Source organism: Ruminococcus sp. AF20-12LB (genome assembly GCF_003478985.1).
In the GTDB taxonomy this organism is placed as follows: Bacteria; Bacillota; Clostridia; order Lachnospirales; family Lachnospiraceae; genus Blautia_A.
In genome coordinates this window covers 40838-62500 of record NZ_QUGH01000017.1, presented here as the reverse complement: position 1 = coordinate 62500, position 21663 = coordinate 40838, and the positions used below count along the sequence as shown (strand labels likewise).

24 protein-coding genes are annotated in these 21663 nt (G+C 36.2%); 18 read left to right on the top strand and 6 right to left on the bottom strand.

The genetic code is table 11. The annotated features are described in order from the left end of the window. The 3 genes from DWX61_RS19405 to DWX61_RS16810 form a co-directional block, all read right to left on the bottom strand. The coding region (locus DWX61_RS19405; protein ID WP_353652883.1) for a hypothetical protein at positions 1–1001 on the bottom strand (1001 nt) is incomplete at its 3' end. 204 nt (positions 1002–1205) lie between these two features. Beyond that, positions 1206–1535, bottom strand: coding sequence for a type II toxin-antitoxin system RelE/ParE family toxin (locus tag DWX61_RS16815; protein ID WP_005334765.1), 330 nt, complete (start codon positions 1533–1535; stop codon positions 1206–1208). After that, positions 1532–1840, bottom strand: a complete 309-nt coding sequence (locus tag DWX61_RS16810) for a type II toxin-antitoxin system RelB/DinJ family antitoxin (RefSeq protein ID WP_029471590.1) — start codon at positions 1838–1840, stop codon at positions 1532–1534. Before DWX61_RS16810 ends, DWX61_RS16815 begins: the two co-directional genes overlap by 4 nt. Before the next feature lie 379 nt (positions 1841–2219). On the opposite strand from DWX61_RS16810, the gene DWX61_RS16805 reads away from it, so the two are divergent. From DWX61_RS16805 to DWX61_RS16730, 15 genes are all read left to right on the top strand, one after another. Beyond that, positions 2220–2774 (top strand): RNA polymerase sigma factor, encoded by a 555-nt coding sequence (locus DWX61_RS16805; protein WP_005334762.1) that lies wholly within the window; start codon positions 2220–2222, stop codon positions 2772–2774. After that, positions 2764–3519: a hypothetical protein gene (locus DWX61_RS16800; RefSeq protein ID WP_092073367.1), complete on the top strand. Its 756-nt coding sequence runs from the start codon at positions 2764–2766 to the stop codon at positions 3517–3519. Before DWX61_RS16805 ends, DWX61_RS16800 begins: the two co-directional genes overlap by 11 nt. Further along, positions 3510–4376, top strand: a complete 867-nt coding sequence (locus DWX61_RS16795; protein ID WP_005334760.1) for an ABC transporter ATP-binding protein — start codon at positions 3510–3512, stop codon at positions 4374–4376. The genes DWX61_RS16800 and DWX61_RS16795 overlap by 10 nt, the downstream gene beginning before the upstream one ends. Before the next feature lie 4 nt (positions 4377–4380). Continuing rightward, the gene (locus DWX61_RS16790) at positions 4381–5547 is read left to right on the top strand and encodes an ABC transporter permease subunit (protein ID WP_092073365.1); all 1167 of its coding nucleotides are present in this window, start codon (positions 4381–4383) and stop codon (positions 5545–5547) included. 144 nt (positions 5548–5691) lie between these two features. Continuing rightward, positions 5692–6219 carry a hypothetical protein gene (locus tag DWX61_RS16785; RefSeq protein WP_029471585.1) on the top strand — a complete coding sequence of 176 codons (528 nt, stop codon included), beginning with the start codon at positions 5692–5694 and terminating at the stop codon, positions 6217–6219. 63 nt (positions 6220–6282) lie between these two features. Continuing rightward, positions 6283–6546: a hypothetical protein gene (locus DWX61_RS16780; RefSeq protein ID WP_029471584.1), complete on the top strand. Its 264-nt coding sequence runs from the start codon at positions 6283–6285 to the stop codon at positions 6544–6546. Positions 6547–6802: 256 nt separating this feature from the next. Then, on the top strand, positions 6803–6979 hold the full coding sequence (locus DWX61_RS16775; RefSeq protein WP_003864535.1) for a helix-turn-helix domain-containing protein: 177 nt from the start codon (positions 6803–6805) through the stop codon (positions 6977–6979). Positions 6980–7099: 120 nt separating this feature from the next. Then, positions 7100–8089 (top strand): helix-turn-helix domain-containing protein, encoded by a 990-nt coding sequence (locus DWX61_RS16770; RefSeq protein WP_118626477.1) that lies wholly within the window; start codon positions 7100–7102, stop codon positions 8087–8089. A 1-nt stretch (position 8090) separates the two neighbouring features. Then, the gene (locus DWX61_RS16765) at positions 8091–9482 is read left to right on the top strand and encodes a site-specific integrase (RefSeq protein WP_182434038.1); all 1392 of its coding nucleotides are present in this window, start codon (positions 8091–8093) and stop codon (positions 9480–9482) included. 87 nt (positions 9483–9569) lie between these two features. After that, entirely contained in the window at positions 9570–10670 is a 1101-nt protein-coding gene (locus tag DWX61_RS16760; protein WP_195588334.1) for a Fic family protein, read from the top strand. Between the two features lie 823 nt (positions 10671–11493). Further along, the gene (locus DWX61_RS16755) at positions 11494–11838 is read left to right on the top strand and encodes a nucleotidyl transferase AbiEii/AbiGii toxin family protein (RefSeq protein ID WP_270427778.1); all 345 of its coding nucleotides are present in this window, start codon (positions 11494–11496) and stop codon (positions 11836–11838) included. Between the two features lie 356 nt (positions 11839–12194). Next, positions 12195–12884: a response regulator transcription factor gene (locus tag DWX61_RS16745; RefSeq protein ID WP_005427500.1), complete on the top strand. Its 690-nt coding sequence runs from the start codon at positions 12195–12197 to the stop codon at positions 12882–12884. Next, positions 12860–14125, top strand: coding sequence for a sensor histidine kinase (locus tag DWX61_RS16740; protein WP_118516084.1), 1266 nt, complete (start codon positions 12860–12862; stop codon positions 14123–14125). The genes DWX61_RS16745 and DWX61_RS16740 overlap by 25 nt, the downstream gene beginning before the upstream one ends. Before the next feature lie 172 nt (positions 14126–14297). After that, positions 14298–14972 (top strand): ABC transporter ATP-binding protein, encoded by a 675-nt coding sequence (locus tag DWX61_RS16735; RefSeq protein WP_117557928.1) that lies wholly within the window; start codon positions 14298–14300, stop codon positions 14970–14972. After that, positions 14969–17413, top strand: coding sequence for an ABC transporter permease (locus DWX61_RS16730; protein WP_118516082.1), 2445 nt, complete (start codon positions 14969–14971; stop codon positions 17411–17413). Before DWX61_RS16735 ends, DWX61_RS16730 begins: the two co-directional genes overlap by 4 nt. A gap of 159 nt (positions 17414–17572) precedes the next feature. Here the strand turns inward: DWX61_RS16730 and DWX61_RS16725 are convergent, their stop codons facing one another. Next, positions 17573–17830 carry a DUF6061 family protein gene (locus tag DWX61_RS16725; RefSeq protein WP_502696308.1) on the bottom strand — a complete coding sequence of 86 codons (258 nt, stop codon included), beginning with the start codon at positions 17828–17830 and terminating at the stop codon, positions 17573–17575. A 277-nt stretch (positions 17831–18107) separates the two neighbouring features. Here DWX61_RS16725 and DWX61_RS16720 point away from each other — a divergent pair, with 277 nt between their 5' ends. Next, entirely contained in the window at positions 18108–18590 is a 483-nt protein-coding gene (locus DWX61_RS16720; RefSeq protein ID WP_330674931.1) for a transglutaminase domain-containing protein, read from the top strand. A 353-nt stretch (positions 18591–18943) separates the two neighbouring features. After that, positions 18944–19759: a class I SAM-dependent methyltransferase gene (locus tag DWX61_RS16715; RefSeq protein WP_118516081.1), complete on the top strand. Its 816-nt coding sequence runs from the start codon at positions 18944–18946 to the stop codon at positions 19757–19759. 8 nt (positions 19760–19767) lie between these two features. Here the strand turns inward: DWX61_RS16715 and DWX61_RS16710 are convergent, their stop codons facing one another. Then, complete coding sequence (locus DWX61_RS16710; protein WP_118626473.1) at positions 19768–20310, bottom strand: TetR/AcrR family transcriptional regulator; 543 nt, start codon at positions 20308–20310, stop codon at positions 19768–19770. Continuing rightward, a complete protein-coding gene (locus DWX61_RS16705; RefSeq protein ID WP_118626471.1) occupies positions 20297–20935 on the bottom strand; it encodes a DUF3786 domain-containing protein in 639 nt (212 codons plus the stop codon). The genes DWX61_RS16710 and DWX61_RS16705 overlap by 14 nt, the downstream gene beginning before the upstream one ends. A 351-nt stretch (positions 20936–21286) precedes the next feature. Here DWX61_RS16705 and DWX61_RS16700 point away from each other — a divergent pair, with 351 nt between their 5' ends. Further along, a complete protein-coding gene (locus DWX61_RS16700) occupies positions 21287–21661 on the top strand; it encodes a GntR family transcriptional regulator (protein WP_015526677.1) in 375 nt (124 codons plus the stop codon). Positions 21662–21663 lie beyond the last annotated feature (2 nt).

The window sequence follows — 21663 nt, the reverse complement described above, 5'->3', positions numbered from 1 at the left end:
TTATAGTCGCAAGCCGTGTAACATCCGCCTGGCAGTGGTTTCATACATGGTTTGTCATACTTTTCGAAAGCATCCTGTCTTGAGAAGTCCTTGCCTTGAAAAGATCGTTTATTGAGGACTGCTACTATTTTTTTGATTTCAGCATTTAGGTCTTCAAATGATACATATATCTTTTCTTTCAGTTTCTCAACCAGGTGTATTTCAAGATAACGTACATGATTTTCAACTGTAGGCTTGCCTTTCGGCTTTCTAGCGGGTGGTGGAAGAACTATAGTTTCATAGAAATCTTCCAGATCTGCAAAGGTAGACTGCAGGATAAGTTCATCCTTTGTGTGCTTGGTTACAGCAGTTCGCAGGTTATCGGGCACAAAGTATTTCGTAACAGCACCATAAAATGAAACAGCATGGGCACAGCCTTCTATAAAACATGGGAGCTTCTCATTTGGAAAAGCTTCTGCATAGATCAGACTGCTGACTCCAAGAGTGGTCGCAAAGATATGGACTTTTTTGATCTCGCCCGTTTCGGTATCTGTTAACAGTTCCGGCTGATCACCGACCCAGTCGATATACATCTTTTCACCCGGGATTCGGTTTACGGCCATTGATACCTTCTGGCCACCATAGTTTTCTGCTATGAATCGGTTGAAGTATTCGTAAAACTGTGATTTCTCATAACCATCAGGATTCTTTTCTTTATAATCCAGCCAACAGAACGAAATGTTCATGCGGCTCCCTGGTGCATGGATTCTGTCATAGTAATACTGGAAATCTGGAAGTGGGACATCTTTCCTCTGTAGATTTTTCTGCGGATAGAAAAGGTTCTCAACTTCCTTAGGTGCCATCATTCGGAGTTCCTCGATTGGGATTCCGTTGGCATGGTATCGGCTCATGATCAGATTTAATGTACCTGAGCCAATCTTGTAACGGTCCATAACGGACCTGGTCTGGCATCCATTCAAACGCATCTGGATGGAGCCGATAATCGTGTTGTAGTCTTGCATAGTTATGCCTCCTTTCGCAATCATTTGATGACTACGAAAGAACTATAACACGTTGAAACCTTATTGATCAGCTGAAGCGGAAACGCGTTCAGTTACATCCGGAAAGACTGATCAGCTCTTAGCGGAATGCGTGGTCAGATGAGCCGGAATTTGCATGAAAAAAGCAGTCGATCATAAATGAAAGGCTGCTTTAAATCATATCCTTTATTGCTTTGTGTGGAGATTTAACTGATTGTCTATGTCCCGTCCGGCATACATTACTCTAAGTATTGTTACAACTTTTTTATCGCTGTCTGGAATATAAAGTACCACATAATTGTCTACTGGTAATACACGAAGTCCACGACTTTTCCACGGTTCTTTTTCATATTTTCGATAACGCTCCGGCATCGTATCCAAACTTAATATCTGTTCTTCCAGACGGTCAAGCTGTCCGCTTGCATTTTCCGGCGATTGTAATTCAAAAGAAATATATTCAAAAATCCCTCTCAAATCACTGTCAGCCTGTTCGGATAATTCTACTTCATATATCATAAGCCATAATCCTTGCGAATGTCAGCAAATGCTTTCTTCGCATTTTTTGTCCGTCCAGCCTGCATATCCGCATATCCTTTCTCCAATTCTTCATTGAACTCTGCTTCTGATAATGTGCTGATATCAACAGGTCTGTCAGATGGTATTTTTACTTCAAACGGAAGTCCTCTCTGTAAGATAATCTGTTTATAAAACATATTGATAGCACTGGAAGCAGGGATACCAAGTGTAGACAGGATACTTTCTGCTTTTTCTTTGACATCTGGTTCAATCCTTGCATATAAATTTGCTGATTTTGTAGCCATATAAAACATCTCCTTTCGTGAGTAGTATTTCCATCTATCTTTATTATATGCAAATGTCCGCACAATAGCAATACTAATTTTATGCTCCAATAATCTTATTGAATAACTGTAACAATACATCTTTTACGCCGGACGCATTGAATACAAGACCAACGGCTACTAAGGCAACTACCAAGAATCCGATAAGTTTGGAAAACTCACGCTTACAGGATAATCGAACTACTGCATACTAACCGCCACAGGGAACTCCTAATCCCTTGCTCATGAGGGGAAGAATAGTTTATCATATTGTAAAAAAATATAAAAAGTTTTTGTGTTTTTAAATGATTTGTTAAGGTTAGTTGTTTATATATAGAGAAGAATAATTAAGAGAAAAGTGATGGATATGATACAAGACTGGATGATAATAAACAAAATTAAGATGGGAGATCCTGATGCATGGGATATTTTAGTACATAAATATTATGATAGTGTGTATTTTTATTGTGTTCGCAGATGTTATGGAGACTGCGATATAGCTTCTGATTTAACACAGGATATTTTTTTAAAATTGGTAGAAAGTTTACCTAGATACCGATTCATAGGAAAATTTCAAAATTATCTATACACTATGGCTGTCAATACTTGCAATAATTATTTGAAAAAAAGACATATTGAGCAAATAGAACTCACAGATAATTTTACAACTGATTTAGACACTTCATTGATTGATGAAATATTACATGATGAGAGAAAAGAAACGGTTCAAAAAGCACTTGATTTACTTCCTGAAATACAACGAGAGGTTGTGATACTACGGTATTATCACGATTTAAAGGTAAAAGATATTGCGACAATTACTGGCGTGGGGGTATCTACTGTACAGTCACGTATTTATCAAGGCCTTAGAAAATTAGAAAAAGTTTTAGAAAGAGAGGAATTTTATGATGGATAAAAAAGATATTATATCGAAATTGGCTGGTTATAAATTAGAAGGTGATATAGAAGGACGTGAAAAAACCATCGAATTAGGATATGAAATAATGATTAGACTTGGAATGAGTCGACATTCTTACTTTGAGCTATTCCTGTCAACTTTTCGCTTCATACATGTTCATACTTGGATAATTCAATTATTCATCTTTCTATCAGGGATAACTATGGCATTAAATTTTAAAAATTTACAGCCGATAAGTGAAATAATGTTATGCATTACAGGTGTAATATTCATTTCAGCTTTATTTTTTTTAGATGAATTATTCAAAAGTTTTACTACAGGAATGTGGGAATTGGAACAGACATTCAAATATGATTTGCGACAACATATTATGATGAAATTATTGATTTTTGGCATTATTGATATGGTAATTGTTATTTTGCTTTCTCTTATGACTAAATCTATAGTATCTTTGCCTTTGTATCAGATATTAGTCTATGTACTTGTTCCATACAATATTGTTTGCATTATTTTATTTTCGCTTATAACTATATGGAGAAAGCAATTACATAATTATTTCCTATGGTGTATATCGGGAAGTATTTGTGTCGCAGTTATTTTAATTGCAAATATCTTTAAAATATATGAAATCCGAATGCTTTATTGGGGAATAGCATATTTCATTACAACGACAATATTAGGGATTATCTTATATTCTCAAACTAAAATAATCAAATGGGAGGTAGCTTCAGTATGGAATTAACTATTAATAATATAACAAAACAATATGGGAATGTAACTGTGCTTGATGATGTGTCGTATCGATTTACTCCTGGAATTTACGGAATATTAGGTGCTAATGGGGCGGGTAAAACAACTTTATTTCGTATTATTTGTGGACTGATGAGAGCAAATTGTGGAAATATACAATATGACCATAAAGATATTGCTCTGCAAGCAGAATATTATCGCTCGATTCTTGGATTCTTACCACAAGATTTTCGATACTATCCTGATTTTACAGGATTAAATTTTATGATGTATATCGCTTCATTGAAAGGCTTAAATGGGAAAATAGCAAAAAAGAGATGTTTAGATTTATTGATTCAGGTTGGCTTAGATGATGTGAAAAATAAAAAAATCAGAAAGTATTCTGGCGGAATGAAACAGAGACTAGGTATCGCTCAAGCAATGATTAATAATCCGGAAATTTTAATATTAGATGAACCTACGGTAGGGCTCGATCCCAAAGAGCGAGTTAAATTTAGAAAACTGATAAGTTCGTTTGCATCAGAAAAAATAGTATTATTGTCTACACATATTGTATCAGATATAGAATATATAGCAGATGAAATCATTATTCTAAAAAAAGGTAGAATTGAAAATACAGGCACAATAAGATATTTGTTGAAAGATATTAACAAGTGTGTATGGGAATGCCTGGTTCCAGAAAAAGAAGTAAATCGAATTGAGCAAGTATATACAGTAAGTAATCGTAAATATGGAGAAGACGGAGTTGTTCTTCGACTTATTTCAAGGGAAAAACCTTTTGCAAATGCGAAACAAGTTGATCCGGTTTTAGAAGATTTGTATTTGTTTTATTTTAGAGAGGGGGAATGAGAGTATGACATCGCTAATTAAGTTTGAACTTGGGAAAATATTGAGAAACCGAACTGTATTTGGTGGGATTGTTGTAGGATGCTTAGTCCTTCTGGGGATTTTTTTTGTTGGGTATCACTATTCACAGCTATCAATGAGTGAAGCGAGTAATAAGAAAAAGGGGTTTGAAAAGAGCCTCGATGTAATAATAGATGAAAAATATTCTGGAGAGTTTACAGATGAAAAAGTTAAAATGATTCTGTCTGATTCTATGAATAATTTCCAAGAGAATGAAGAGCAAAAAGTTGTTAATAAGCCTTTTTATCCATTTTATTGGGAAATGGGAGATACTTTTTTTTCAAAAGATGCCGAAAATGTTTATTCAGAAATGATTGAACAGGTTAATAAAGGCCAAAGATTAACAATAGAAGACGTGGATTTATATTCATTGGACGAGGTTGGATTTAAAAAATTTGATACTCCTTTGACATTAGGAAATTATGTTCCATGGACAGACTTATATCGAGTACTTGGATATATATATGCTCTTTTGTCCATAATTACAATATTGGTATCTTCCATAGTGTTTTCAGATGATAATTCTAAAAATATCAATCAGATTCTGTTAGTTACAAAATATGGAAGAAACAAAATGATATTTGCTAAATTGATTGCGACAAGTATTATTACAGTGAGTTTATTTATTATTTTTCAATTGGTCAACATAGGTGTTTTCTCTACAATGTATGATATGAGCGGATGGAATTCAGACATACAAACAAATTTGTCGTTGGGATTATTTGACTTCCCTTTGCAATATAACCATATTCAAATATACTTTTTAATTCTTGTCATGCAATTAGTTGGTATTGGATTTGTTGAGAGTGTAACATTGTTAATATCAGCTCTTATGCATTCATCTATGTCAGTATTAGCTGTTTCATTAGGGGTATATATATTACCATTATTGCTGGTGCAAATGATAAAAACAGGGGTAGGTAACAAAATTTTGTATTTGTTTCCAATAAATAATTTGAATGTACAAAATATATTAGGTATTCTATATTCAAAAGATGCTTTTTTCTTCCATTCCTTCTTCATTAATATAGGATTTATATTTATTTTTCAGCTCTTAATACGAGTAGGGATGCAACTATATTGCTTTATTTATATTAAACATTGGAAGTTTTAATGATTTTTTCAATGAAAATGCAATTGAAGAAAAAATATGATATCATGTGAGTAACAAATCGGGATTGACCGAGTTCTTTGAGTGAGATACACTTCTTGGACGAAGGGAAGGAAGAAGAAAAAAGTACTTTAGAGGTATTATGGAATGAGTAATAAATTGGTTAAGCACCAAGAACCAAAAGAAATATTAACTGGAAATCAAAAGAAAATTTTGTTTTGGATTTGTTTCATTATTTTAAGTATAGCTTTCATTACAGTCTGGATAAATATACTTTTGACATCTAAAGCATTTAATACACAAATGGAAGAGATGGTACTGGGAGAAGATTACTATATGGAGGATATTGTGATTACAGGTAAAAGGGCTGAAGCTGCTTCGGCTGATACGATATCTCGGAATTATTTCTTCTACTACAACAATGGAAAAGTGAATGATTATCACAAGCGAATGCAAGTACCGGGATTTGTATATTCGGAATATAATGTAGGAGATTCCATAGCTGCATATACCACAGACCATGTTAGTTATTCTTATTACAAGTATGGGATTCTTCCGGATACAGAGTATACAAACAATGAATTAATGAAAGTGGCTGGCGTATTGCTTGGAATTGGAATATTTTTATTGGCTTTGTTTGGGGTATTAAGTAAGAAAATGAATTACAAGAAGTAACCAACTTCCCGTTTATTGGGAAGTCGCAGAGAACGAAAAATCGGTATTTGTGGGGTGGTGAATATGAAAAAGAAAATTTTAAAAGCAGTTTTAGGTATTCTTATTTGTTGGGGGATTTTTGTTGCTATTGAGGGATTTCGTTTGATTGGAAGCACTGACCCAGGAAAATGTCCGCTTATAACACTTGGAAGCACACAAACTGCGGATGAAATTGCTGATTATGGAAGTTTAGGATTTTCACAAACATATCATCTGACAAACGGCGATGCATTTGTATATGGTGAATTTCGAGTTTGGGGAATCAGAATTGCAAGATGGGAGAGTTAAATTCTAGTTTGTTGAATTTAAAAATGAAATAAAGTTCCAGTAATCATAGAGTGTATGGATTCAATTCCATATGCTCTTTTTCTTTACTTAATTTCATGAAAAATGTAAAAATCTAATGTTACGAGTTGCATTAAAGAAAACTCGTAAGAAAAAAGTAAAAAAATTTGCTTTTGACCACTGTAAAACATGCTCTGAGCGTTTCGTTATATGAAGGGATAATTTTTCTTTCATATTTCAAAGAAAAGAGGATAAAGAAATGTCAGAAAAAAGATGTTATACAGTTCAAGAGTTACAGGAAATCTTAGGAGTCAGCAGACCTACTATTTATAACCTTTTAAAGAAAAAGGAATTCCGGTGGATCCAGTTGGATGGCGGAAAGTATCGCATCTCTAAGAAGAGTTTCGATGACTGGCTCGATAACTTGGAACAGTAAAAAACAGGGTGTTGATCAGGCAGATTTTGTCTGCAATCGACATCCTAAATTTTTATCTGGATTTGAGATATGATATAAGAAAAAACACTAACACTAAAAAAGACAGGAAGTGAAGAATAAATGGCAACAGCAATTATGAAACAAAAAGAAGTTCCGGAAACGGACGATGTTGAAGAAATCATTTCGAAGATATCAGAAGAAAGTCCTTATAAACGGCGTCCAACACAAAAGAGGACCTGGATGACCGTGCCGGAAATGGGAAAGCTACTGGGATTAAAAAAGACAGATCGATACTGGCTGGTGCATAAAAATGTTTTTGAATCAAAAGAGATTGCCGGAAAGATACGAATCAATATTGCCAGCTTTGAAAAATGGTACGCCAATCAGATTAAATACTATAAAGTTACCGGAGAAGAACCGGGGAAAGAATTGAAATCCTGGTCCTATTCTGTTAAGGAAGTCGAGGATCTGTTGGGTGTTGATGAATATCTTGTTTATGATTTACTCAAGAAAAATCAAATGGAAGCTGTTATTGTCGATTACTGGAAACGTATACCAAAAGAATCTTTTCAGAATTGGTATAAAAGCCAGTCCCGGTATCGGACAAAGGAAGACAGAGAAAAGGACGCTCTTCTGGAAGATGCAACTATTACGATGCCAGAGATGGCACAGCTGCTAGGAACAACCAGAAGCTCAGTATATACAATTCTTGATAATCCGAAGTATAGTCATTTTTTTGAATTCATTGTGATTGCAGAAAAGAAAAGGATCACAAAAGAGAGTTTTCAAAAATTCCTGAAAGGTCAGGATCGGTATAAGCTGGATCCATCGAATGATTATGAAGAACTTGCACAGGAACAAAATATTGCCCTGGCTAATTTCCGGCGGAAGAAATTATCACAAACCGGAATACGAGGAAGCAATGGAAATATAAAGTATCTTACTTTTGATGAAGCCTCCTATCTGGCAAAGGTCAGCAGAAGCATGATCAACAAGTGGGCAGATAAAGGAAAGTTCACAGTAATAAAAGTTGGCAGTCGAGTTAGGATACTTCGGGATGAATTTGAGGACTGGATGGAACAAAGAGATTTGGAAAGGAGCATGCAATAATATGGCATCAATAAGAGAACGAAACGGAAAATTTAATGTAATCTATTCTTATACGAATGAAAAAGGTGAGAGGAAACAGAAATGGGAAACCTATGAAACGAAAGCCGAAGCAAAGAGAAGAAAAAAAGAAATTGAATATAAAAAAGAGATGGGATCATTTGTCGTTCGTAAATGCAAAACACTGGATGAGCTTATTACAGAGTATGTTGCACTTTATGGAAAAGAAAACTGGGCGCTTTCTACATATGAAGGAAATGTCTCTCTTATCAATAACTATATTCTTCCAATTATTGGTGATACGAAACTTTCAGAGATCAATACCCGATTCATCGAAAGATATTATCAGAGTCTTTTGAAGAGACGTGCAGTTATCAATCCATTAAATAAAACCAGTCGAAATGAATTTGTATCGTCCAGTACGGTCAGGGATGTTAATAAGCTGCTCAGGAACTGTTTCGAACAGGCAGTGAAATGGGAGTTGATGGAGAAGAATCCTTGCACCCATGCGACTGTACCAAAACATAAATCACAAAAAAGAGACATCTGGACAGCGGATACATTGATGTATGCGCTCAGTGTCTGTGAAGATGAACGATTAAAGCTCGCAATTAATCTATCTTTCTCATGTTCTCTGCGACTTGGTGAGCTGCTTGGTCTTACCTGGGATTGTGTAGATATTTCTCATGAGGCAATTGAAGAAAACCGTGCATATGTCTTCATCAACAAAGAATCACAGCGTATAAGAAAAGAATCTTTAAATGCATTGGATGGAAAAGATGTGTTGTTGGTATTTTCGACAAATCATAAGAAGAATTCTACGGTCCGTATTCTGAAAACACCGAAGACAGAAAGCAGTGTGCGTAAAATATTCTTACCGAAGAGTGTTGCTAATATGCTGGTAGACTGGAAAGCTGAGCAAGATGAAATGAAAGAAATTCTTGGTGATGAATATATGGACTATAACCTGGTTATGGCAAGTACCTTTGGGCTTCCTCTCGGAGATGGAGCAATCCGTGGTCCTTTAAAGAAACTGATCGAGGATTATAATCTCCCACCGGTTGTATTTCACAGTTTCCGTCATAGCAGTGTTACTTATAAGCTGAAATTGAATGGTGGAGACATCAAAGCGGTACAGGGTGATTCCGGTCATGCTCAGGTCAATATGGTTACGGATGTGTACTCTCATATCCTGGATGATGACCGAAGGAAAAATGCAGAGCTTTTTGAAGAAGCATTTTATGAGAAGAAGAATCTGGATCCACAGATGCATGTACAGCAGGAAAATAATAATGCAACTGTTGCTGATGAAGTCGATCCTGAACTTTTGGCAAAAGTGTTGGCAAATCCAGAGATGCGGGCATTACTCAATTCGCTGGCGAAGACAATGAAGTAATGAAAAATAGTGAAAAAATAGTGTAATTTTAGTGGAAAAACAATTCATAAAACGATATAATATATGGATGAAATGGAGGTGGATCATGTGATTAAGGTTACGTTAACAAATGAAATTTTAAAAAAAATATCGGAAATAGACGAAAAGCGTTTTTCTCTTAGTACGATAGAAATGCCACCTGTTATAAAAAACAGACTTAGAAAAAACTCTAAGAAAAAAAGTTCCTATGCTTCTAATAAGATTGAAGGAAATCCATTAACTGAAAAACAGGCAAATGAGGCTATTGATAGTGATCCTCACAAACATTTTTTAAAGCCAGAACAGGAAGTTCGTAATTACTTTTTGGCTTTAAATTTTTTAGAAGAAAAACTGAAAAAGAAAGAAGCTTTTTCAAAAGAAATGATTTTAGAAGTGCAGGCAATGGTTGAAAAAGGTGCGTCAAAAGAAAAGATAGGCTTAAGAGGCCCTATGCCACCTGGAATGTTATTCGCAGTATATGATTCCGAAACAGGCGCAGCGGAATATATTCCACCAGAGTATATTGATATTCCAGACTTGTTGGATGAACTTGTTGAATATGTAAATACTACAGATGATCATCCGCTGATTATTGCTGCTGTAGTTCATTATCAATTGGTTACCATTCATCCTTTTGAAGATGGAAATGGAAGAACCGCCAGATTAATGTCAGGCTATATTCTTGATTATTATGGATATGGTTTTAATGGAATAGGTTCTCTGGAAGAATATTTTGCCTATGATCCAGATGAGTATTATGCATCACTGCAAATGGGGTTACCGGCGTTATATTATTCAGGAAGAGAAAACCCTCCTCATCCGGAAATTTGGATCAATTATTTTTTGCGGATGATGGAATTGTATTCTAAAAAGGTATATGAATTATCAAAAACATCCGAAAACGACGAGTTAGATGGAAGTCTATCTTATTTAAATGCAAAAGAAAAAGAATTCTTAGCATTTCTGTTAAAAAAGCGATTATATGAGTTTACACCAATTGAAGTCAGCAAAATGCTAGGTGTAACTAACAAAACGATTATTAATCGATGTGCAAAGCTGGTAAATAATGGTTTGTTAATTCCAATCATTGTAAAGACAAGAGTCCGATCTTATCGGTTAAGTGATTTTTCAAAGACAAATGCGAAAAAGATTTTGAAAAAAATATCGTAATAAAATATAAAATTTGCCAGTCAAAAACGCATGGACAAACCGTCTCGTATGCGTTATATTATTTATAGACAAGAAAATATCTTGTGCTTTCGATAGGAAGTTTAATTGAATACTGTTTACCATGATCGAACGTACGAAGCATGGTGGTCATATAACAGATGTCGATGGTAATATCAAGGCATTCCCCAATTATTAGCTGGAGCAAACAATCAGCTAACTTTCAGAGCTTTACAGAGCTTGACAGAGGGGGTATTCAGAATAACTCAAATTGAATCGGAAACAGTTTTTAATAGTGTCCCATATGGGTTTACCTTACCTCAGATTGACAGAGAGTGACAATAGGTTGGAGCTCTCCTAAGCGAGGGGTCGGAGGTTCAAATCCTCTTATGGACGGGCTTCAAAGCGTTCGAAAATGTTAGCTGGATTAGCTGACAACGAACGCTTTTCTTATTTTCTAATCACGTTCGTGACATGAAATTCCATTCAAAATGCTCCATTTCCAGCTAACACAATCCGATTTTTGTTAGCTGACAGCTAATCAAAATCACTGGTTTGCAAACATGGTCTTTCAAGAGTCCAGTTAACATTTGGGTTCCGCTCTGTTGTCACCCCTTATTTGGGGATGTAAATCAGAGAAAAGGCGGGAAAAGAAACAATCTCTCTGAAATCTGCAAACATTAATTAGCTGAAACAGTATACAATTCTATTAGCTACCATAAAAGGCACTAATGTCAGTGTGGAGGATGTAATCACACCAAGAGAAATCAAGTACAAATTTAATCTTATGCTTGAAGATCGCACAATCGAGGTATAGGCATATAATCTGGAAACGGTATTGGCTGAAAAACTGGAAACTGTTATTAGCCGAAACGTTACAAATACACGAATGAGAGATTTTTATGATATTTATATTTTACAAAAGTTGCATGGAGAACAACTCAAAAAGCAAGTTTTATGGAATGCACTTGTGGCAACTGCAAGAAAACGTGGAACATTGGAGCAGATAAACTCTGGGGATAGAAGAGAAATATTTGATGAAATAGAAATAAGTTCTGTTATGGAAAATTTATGGAAAACATATCAAAAAAATTATTCTTACGCTGCTGATATTTCATGGCATACAATTATGAAATCAATTTGTACATTATATGGAAGTATGTTAAAATGAAAGGAATTAAGTTAAAAGGGGAATAAGAAATATCCTTACAAGCGTATTCGGAATTTCTATAAAATATGAAGCAGTGAATCATCAGGATTCTTTGCCTGTTTATATTGCAAGGAGTTATGATTTTCACACAGCATATATTGGAAACAGACGCTGTATAATGCTTACTCCGACAGAAGAACTTGCCACACTTCCGGCATTGAAAAAGCAAAAGCATATTTGACGACTCCTTTCAGAGGATAACAGCGCTGACGATAGTTCCATTGTTTTATCTTTTGGAGATACAAACGATGAGAGAATTGAAGAAGCAGTACTCTGATATTAAATATATATAGTTAATAAAGAGAGGTGCATATGCTATGCCAGGTATACTCGTGGTTGAAGATGATGAAAATTTAAATCGTGGAATTACATTCTCACTGAAAAAATCCGGATATGAGGTTTTTTCAGCAGAATCAATGAAAAAAGCGAAAAGAATTGCAAGTGATAATAATGTGGATGTTACCATTTGTGATGTGAATCTTCCGGATGGGAATGGACTGGAATTTGTAAGGTGGATGAGATGCAATTATAATACATATATTATTTGTCTTACAGCACTAGATCAGGAGATGGATCAGGTCATGGGATATGAAGCAGGGGCAGATGATTATATTACAAAGCCGTTTAGTCTTTCGGTACTTCTTTTGAAAATAGAAGCACATTTCCGCCGCAGACAGGAGAAAACGGAAGCCGGAAAGATGATTTCGGGAGATATCGTATTTATTGCAGGAGAAATGAAAGTCCTGATAAAGAGTCGTGAAATCAGTCTGACAAAAACGGAGTTGAAAATGCTGACTTTTTTTCTTCAGAATCCGAAACAGATTCTTTCAAAAACACAAATATTGGAAAATGTGTTTGATCTGGAAGGGGATTTTGTGGATGAAAATACAATCGCTGTCAATATCAGAAGACTCCGTGAGAAAATCGAAGACAATCCGGCTGCACCGGTCTATATAAAGAATATCAGAGGTCTTGGGTATATATGGAATCAGGAGGTAAGGCAGTGACAAAGAGATATCGCAAGAAGATTACAGTAGTGCTCTCCTTGGTATTACCTGTCATATTATTGTTTGCAATATTAAATTGCTTTACCACGTATGTGTTTTATGAAGATTATAAATATAAAATGAATCTTATGACAGAAATTGCAGCAAAGGAAAAATTTTCCGGGCTGGATGCTGTTTCGGAATTGCTTAAGGATAAGGATATTGAAACCAACGAACAGGGAAGGCGATTATTGGAGCAATATGGATACTGGGGAAATAAAGGGAATGTGTTTTATTCGCAATTCCGGCATCAGGTTATGGTGACCGGTGCTGTAAGCACTGTGATATGCGTGCTTCTTTTGATTATTTTATTTTATTGGAAGAAGACAGAAGATGCGTGTCATCAGAAAATTTTAGACCAGTTAGAAGAAATTCTGATCAGATTCCGTGAAAATAAATTTGATGATTTACTGAAAACGGAAAATCTCGCTGAACTGGAAAAATTGAATGACCAGCTTGAAGCAATCGGACATCATATTCAGTTGCTAAAGGAAGAAGCACGGGAAGAAAAAGAGAGCACGAAAGAAATGGTTTCTGATATCTCTCACCAGTTAAAGACACCGGTTGCAGCTTTGGATACATGTTTTAGTGTGCTGATGCAGAATGACTTAAGTGCCACAGAACAGGAGGAGTTTCGTATTCGTTGTCGGAGTGCTCTGGATGGACTGGAGACATTATTGCAGTCGCTTCTTGAAATATCCAAGATGGAAACCGGACTGATTCAGATTAATAAGAAAAAACTTCCGCTTATGGATACTGTCATATCTGCTGTGAACCGTACTTATCCAAAAGCGGATGAGAAAGAAATTGAATTCGTTTTTGACTATGCAAAAGAGCTGGAAACATGCATGGTTGTGCAGGATAAAAGGTGGCTTGGTGAAGCTTTTATCAACGTTCTGGATAATGCGGTCAAGTACAGTCCGGGTGGTTCAAAAATATTTATCCGGTTACAAAAAAGAAACGATCTTGTAAGAATGGAAATTGAGGATCAGGGAATCGGTATTCCGCAGAATGAGTATCACAAAATTTTTCAACGATTTTACAGAGGAGGTTCCAGGGAGGTCAGGGAAGAGAGTGGCACGGGAATCGGACTTTTTTTATCGAGAGAAATTATCGAAAAACACGGAGGTATGATCACGGTAATCTCCGGCAAAAAGAAAAAAGGAAGCACGTTTGTGATTCAATTACCATATGTTGGTTAAATTTTAATTGGGCAGAAATCTTACAATTCTGTAAGATTTCTGCCCAATTTTTGAAAGTGAAATGAAAGATTATATTGCTACAATCAGCATGTAGGTTGAAAAATGATATATAAACAGGCAAAGAAAGTGTGCTGAAAAGGTACGCTTTACAGAATTGAAAAGGAGGCAACACATGAGTGTGATATTAGAAACCAGGCAGCTTTGTAAGTTTTATGGTGCAGGTGAGAATCAGGTCAAAGCGGTAAATCAGGTGGACATTCAGATTGAGCAGGGAGAATTTGTCGCAATTGTTGGAAAGTCAGGTTCCGGTAAAAGTACATTACTTCATATGCTTGGAGGGCTTGATACCCCGACAAAAGGCAGAGTTACTTTAGCGGGGAAAGATTTATACAGGATGAAGGAAGATGCCCTTGCTGTTTTCCGCAGAAGAAAAATCGGATTTGTTTTTCAGGCATTTAATCTGGTTTCATCTGTTAATGTCTGGGAAAATATTGTACTGCCACTGGGGCTGGATGGAAGAAAAGTGGATGAAGCGTATGTAAATGATATTATTGCAACTCTGGGGATTGAAAACCGGATTTATAATCTGCCAAATCAGTTATCCGGAGGACAGCAGCAGAGAGTAGCAATTGCAAGAGCACTGGTGAATCGTCCGGAAATTATATTTGCGGATGAGCCGACAGGCAATCTTGATTCTAAGACCAGTGATGAGGTAATCGCTCTGCTTAAGATGACAGCAAAAAAATATGGACAGACAATTGTAATGATTACCCATGATGACGAAATTGCACAGGTCGCTGACCGTATTCTGGTGATTGAGGACGGACAGGTGGTGGATTTCAGATGAAGACAATAAGCAGGATTGCATATAGCAATGACAAAAGGAACAGGACAAGAAGTATACTGATCATGATGGCAATCTGTCTGGCCACGATGCTGCTTGTTATCATCAGTACTGTGGGAAATGGGGTAATTCATTTACAGAAAAGTCAGGCGGCAGGATCATATGGAAGCAATTATGGTCTGTTTGTTTCCGCAGACGGATCGCAGTTAAAAGAAGTAAACCGCCGTGCGGAAATAGATGCTACAGGCACTATGTGCACCGAAGGTATCATAAAAGGCAATGAAAAAGGCGGGTTTGTCTGCATGGATGAGACTGCAAGAAAAATGCTTCCTTATAATAAAGAATATGAGTTGAAGGAAGGAAAGTATCCGGAAAAAATGCAGGAAATTGCCGCAGGAAGAGCATTTTTTCGTGCAATGGGGTATGGTGATGTAAAGATCGGAGATACGGTTACACTGGATTACCGCGCAGGGATGCAGTCAGAATATAAGCCGGAAGAATTTGTTGTTAGCGGAATCCTATATGATCGGGATGAGTATACCATCGAGGCATCTTATGTTGCTTTCGGGTCACAGGAGTTTTATGATGAGCACGTCGCAGAGAATGACAGGCAGTATAATATTTATTTTACTTTAAATGATTCTGCAAATGTATCTATGAATAATATTGATTCGGTTATAAAGCAGATTGCAGCAGCTTGTGGGATCGAAGAAAAAAACGTTATAGTCAATGATCTCTATTTGCAATGGGTCTTGCAGCCGAGTTATGAAACGATTGCGGTATGCGGGGTTTTGATTCTTGCAATTGTACTTTTCTCTGTTGTGGTCATTTATAATATTTTTCAGGTCGGTATTGCCAACAAGATACAGGAGTATGGAAAAATCAAGGCTCTGGGAGCGACAAAAAAGCAGATGAAACAACTGATCTTTAGAGAGGGCATTTTTTTGACAATTTTTTCAATACCGGTTGGATTGCTTTTTGGCTTTCTGATTGCAAAATGCGGTTTTAACTGGCTGGTAGAACAGGGGAATCTTGTATCAACCGGAACTGACTCTATGGGAGTTCAAAATCAGCAGGTGCCTCTGTTTTCCCTGCCTGTTATGCTTCTCTGTATTTTCGTATCATTTCTTACCGTTGCTTTGGCACTGCGTAAACCAATGAAAATTGTTTCACGGATTTCACCTATCGAGGCAACACGGTATTTAGAAAATGCAGAAACACAAAAAAAAGGAAAACGAAATGGCAGAAAAAATGTTACCGTGTTTTCTATGGCAATGGCAAATATAACGGGTAATCCAAAAAGAACCATTGGTACCATCCTCACACTGGGGCTTTCCTGCGCATTGTTTGTGATTATCTCTAATTATGTGGGAAATATTGACACGGAGCATGAAGCACGTCGTTACATAAATCATGGACAATTTGAACTGCAGCTTGACTATTCTGATGAGTATGATGAAAAATATCCGGAGAATAATCTGGATACGATTCTGACGGATAATCCATTGAATGATTCGCTGATTGAAGAAATCAAAAGCATTCCAGGAGTGACAGATGTCATGACGAGAGAGATTGTCTCTGTAAATCTGAACGGAACAAGATTTCCGGCTGATATCGTGAGTAAAAATGATTTTGATTTTATGCGCCAGGACGGGGATATTGGCTCTATGGACTATGATCAGGCGGTAAAGAATGGTGATATTTTCTTTGGCTGGTCAACGTGGATGGAACAAGATGGATATGCTCCGGGTGAATCCATTGCATTTGACTTTGAGAATGGAAGTGGAACCTATACCTATCAGGGAAAGATTGCAGGATCCTTTGCAAGTGCGGACACTTATCTTGTCATTCCGGAAGGTGTATACCGTTCCATGAATCCGAGAGGAACAGCCTATGGCTATCTGTGGGTGGACTGTGATAAAAAAGATGTGGCATCTGTAGAACAAAGTCTGAATACTTTGATTTCTAATACTTCGCATATAAAAATGGATACCTATCATGCGCAGTTACAATATGCAGAAGTCGCAGCCCGCATGATGAAGCTTGGCTGTTATCTGTTTATGGCGGTTGTAGGACTCATCGGTTTTATGAATATGGCAAACACCATGATTATGAATATTACGACAAAAAAGCAGGAATATGGTGTATTACAGGCTGTGGGTATGACAAATAAACAATTAAATTTATGTCTGCAGTTACAGGGACTGATTTTTACGGTTGGCACCATATGCGTAGCTTTGATCATTGGTCTGCCGCTCGGCTATGCACTTTTTTCCTATGCAAAACATAATGGAATATTTGGAATGAATGTCTATCATGTTCCGATTACACCAATTCTTGCTATGATTTTGCTGGTCGGTCTTTTGCAGATTGTGCTTTCCTGCGTTTTAAGCAGTAATCTGAAAAAGGAAACGCTGGTAGAAAGAATAAGGTATCAGGGATAGCAAGTATTGCTGGGATATCCTCAGTATCATAACAGGAATTAAAAGCACTTGGTTTCAAAAAGTTTTGTACTTTTGACAAAATGCAACCGATTTTTCATCAATTATAATAAATTTGATTAAGCAGCCTGTGTGTAATGAAGCATACAGGCTGCTTGCATTTTATAACTCTAATGAATCTTCTGTATCTACCCATATCTGTAAATTGCCCTCAAGATATAATCTCGCATATTCAAGTGGTTCATCGACTGCAAGTGAAGTCAATGCACAGTCTGATCCGGGTGTGGTTTTTAAAGCCTTTTCGGCTTCCCAGCAGTCAATGCGAAGCATATAGCCAACATTTGTATAAATGTCAATGCTGTTTCGTTGTGGATTGTATTCTGCAAATATTGTTCTCATCGTATCCCATCTCCTTATCATTTAATCAATCATTAGTAGCAAAAATTAAGAAGCATTTCAATCAGTCCACCATGTCACTTTTATTTTATGTTATACTGTTTTATATAATTTTTTTGCCCTTATCAGAGTTCATAAACACTGATGGGACGATATAACACAAGGGAAAAAATAAGGGAAAGCTCACCTGCGACAAATCCAGTGTTTTCAATGGTTTGCGGAGAATTTAATAACAAAATATAACAGTTATTAAATCTCTTAAAACAGGTGAAATCTCAATCGGAAGTTGTGAAGGTGCATTATGGACAAATATTTAAAAGAAACAAAAATGTTAGATTATTCCAACGAAAACATACAGCAGTTAATTCGGGAAAGAAGATGGAAAAATATAAATGAATTTGAACGCTTAAAATCGATTTATGATTTTGTTAGGGATGAAATATTGTTTGGATATAATATTGATGATAATGTTCCTGCATCAAAGGTTTTGGCAGATGGTTATGGACAATGTAATACAAAAGGAACATTGTTTATGGCAATACTAAGGGCATGCAATATTCCTTGCAGGGTACATGGATTCACCATTGATAAAAAATTACAAAAGGGAGCAATGACAGGGGTTGTCTATAAAAATGCACCACAAAATGTATTTCATAGTTGGGTTGAAGTTTACTTTGAGGATAGATGGTATGAGTTAGAGGCGTTTATTCTTGATAAAAAGTATTTACAAAAATTACAGAAAAAAATAGTGATTGTAAAGGTGCATTTTGTGGTTACGGTGTAGCCGTAAAAGACTTCAAAAATCCAATTATAGATTTTGATAGAAATAATACATATATTCAGAGTGAAGGAATTAATCAAGATTTTGGAGTCTATGATTCGCCTGATGACTTGCTAAAAGTACACCATCAAGAAATGTCTGCGATAAAAGCATTTTTATATAAACACTTTGGCAGGCATTTAATGAACCGAAACGTCAAAAAAATTAGAAATTGCTAAATTTCAGTTTAAGAAGTTTATGGGGAGAAAGTTTATGGGGCCTGTTTCCAAGACACGTCAATTTGAATTGTTTATTTTCATAAAATGTGTTACAATCGAGTTAGTCGAAACTAATTATATTGCAAAAAAGGTAAATGTATGAGTGAAAGAATAAAACCTACTATCAGTGGCAGTGCTGAGACAATGCTCCAGAGCTTTTATGCCAGAGCCCAATATTCCAAAAGTAAACATAATAAATTCTATGATGCAAAGGCGGTAGAATTAGTCGACAAAATTGATTATGATTTTTCTACAGCGGCTAGGGATTCTACGATGGGGAAAGGGGTAATTGCCAGAACGGTAGTTTTTGATGAATTAGTAAAGAATTTTATAGAGAAAAATCCTGATTGTACGGTGGTTAATATTGCCTGTGGTCTGGATACGAGATTTTATCGTATGGATAATGGTAAAATCACCTGGTACAATCTGGACCTGCCAGAAACGATAGCAATTCGCAATCAGATTTTCGAGGAATCAGGACGTGTTTCTACGATAGGAATTTCTGCACTTGACCCTGCATGGTCAAAAGAAGTAAAAGTGCGGGGGAAAATGCTTTTTATCATTGAAGGATTATCAATGTATCTGACAGCAGAAGAAAACGGTAAGATATTAAAAATAATAAAGGACAACTTTGATAATGCCTGTATTCTTATGGAATGTCTGGCAAAGGCATGGATAAAGAAAGAAGGAATAGAAAAATCCATACAGCAAACAGGCTCAAAATTTGTCTTTGGTGCAGATCATTTTGAAGACCTTGGGAATATGACAACAGGGTATCATAAAATAAAAGATGATAATATTCTTCGTGGCATGGAGTTATTTTCATCTGCATACAGACTTTTGGCGTTATTACCGATTGCAAAAAAGGTTACGCAGAAGATTCTGATATTTGAAAAGGACGAACAAAGCATGTGAAAGAGTCTTTATACGTTTTTTCTTGCATTTTTCAAATAAGAAGTATTGTCGCTGATTCGTCCAAGAAGAAAATATCCCTGATAGATAGAAAGCATGCGCTGAGAAAGATTTTTTGCATGATCTGGAGACAATCCGGAGTATAACAATACTTCCTGAAAAATCTGCTCAAATTTTTTCAGTCCTTCCATAAATACAGATGCAACTGCAGGCTTGCCAAGTGCTGTTTCCATGCCCATCACCGCATACGGGCAGCCTGCAAATGTTTGTCCATTTGTCCTTTCAGATAAAAAATCAAAGATTTCTTCAATAAAACTTTCCCAGTCATTTCCCTGAGAACTATTTTGAAATTGTTCCAGCAAGATTTGTTGATAGTATTCCGTTACCGCTGTTGCCAGGTCATCCTTGCTTTTGAAATAAAAATAAAAAGATCCTTTTGGAAGGTCTGTTTGTTTGAGAATTTCGCTGATTCCAGTAGCAGAATACCCATTTTTCCAAAAAAATTCAGCAGCACACTCGATCAGGCGTTGTCTGGATTCTTCACCCTTTTTCAATTCGCATTTCTTCCTTCAGTCTGGAAAACAGATGTGTAAGTGCAAACATAAGCGTTTCATAATGCATGTAATCTAAAGTATTCCTATCCGCAAGAATCTGAAGACTTGCCGGGAACTCGTCATCAGCCTCCCAGAAACGAATGATAATCGGCAAAAAAGGAAAAAGATTTAATTTAAAAGCAACATCTCCTTTTTCCAGTTCCCTTCCGGAAAGTGATATACAGGCATTACGCAATTCAACGGTTTTTCCGTTAAAAAAGTCAGCGGTATTCTGAAAAAATCCTCTGTTCGGTGAGAGATTTCCTGTTCGGACAGAGGAAAGGCTGTTTATATTTACAAATTCATGTGACAGATGGCAGCTATCCTTTGAATAACATAAAACATCATAAATAGTCATTGCTTCATTATGATTGGCTTCATGAACTGTTTCAAAATCATTATCTGACCACTGAACATTTCCCGTTTTTCGGTTAATACGATAGGTACGGTTGATAAAAGTGATATATAACCAGTCAGAATTGTAATCTAATGAATATTTATGTATCATTGTAGCCTGATCATATTGCAGGAAAACATGTGCTGTAGAAATTTTTGTTTTATCATAATTAGTGAGAGCTTTTGTCATATATCCCTCCAAGAATATTTTGTTGCAGTTATTTACAAAATAGACTAATCGGTCTATAAAGTCAATTCATTTTGCGTAACAAATAAAAATTAATGATCATGAAAAGTAAGTGTCTAAGACTTCCCATACCTTCTGATGGTAGATGACAAAATCCCGGCAGGTGCAAAGCTGTACTAAAATTAAATTATTGATATACATGACAACAAAAGCACTTCTTAGAGTTTTTTGATCTGAGAGGTGCTTTTTTTCGTGTTAAAAAATATATCCCAGCAGTCAACTACTGCAAAACAGTATATAACAGTTGACAACAGTATTATACTGTTATATACTGTTTACAACAGGAGGAAACATATGAAGATTATAATCAATAATACATCGATGGTACCAATTTATGAGCAGATCATGGAGCAGATCAAGGCGCAGATCATCTCCGGAGAGTTAAAAGAAAATGATATATTGCCGTCCGTGAGAACAATGGCAAAGGAACTGAAGATCAGTGCACTTACTGTGAAGAAAGCATATGACAATCTGGAAGCAGAGGGCATGACAGTCACAGTTCATGGAAAAGGAACATATGTAGCGGCTTCGAATACACAGCTGATGGAAGAAGAGCGCAGGAAAGAGGTTGAGGCGGATCTGGAAGCAGCAATTCAGAAGGGAAGGCGCTGCGGAATGAAAGAGGAAGAGATCCGTTCGTTGTTTGAACTCATCATGGAGGATGAATGATT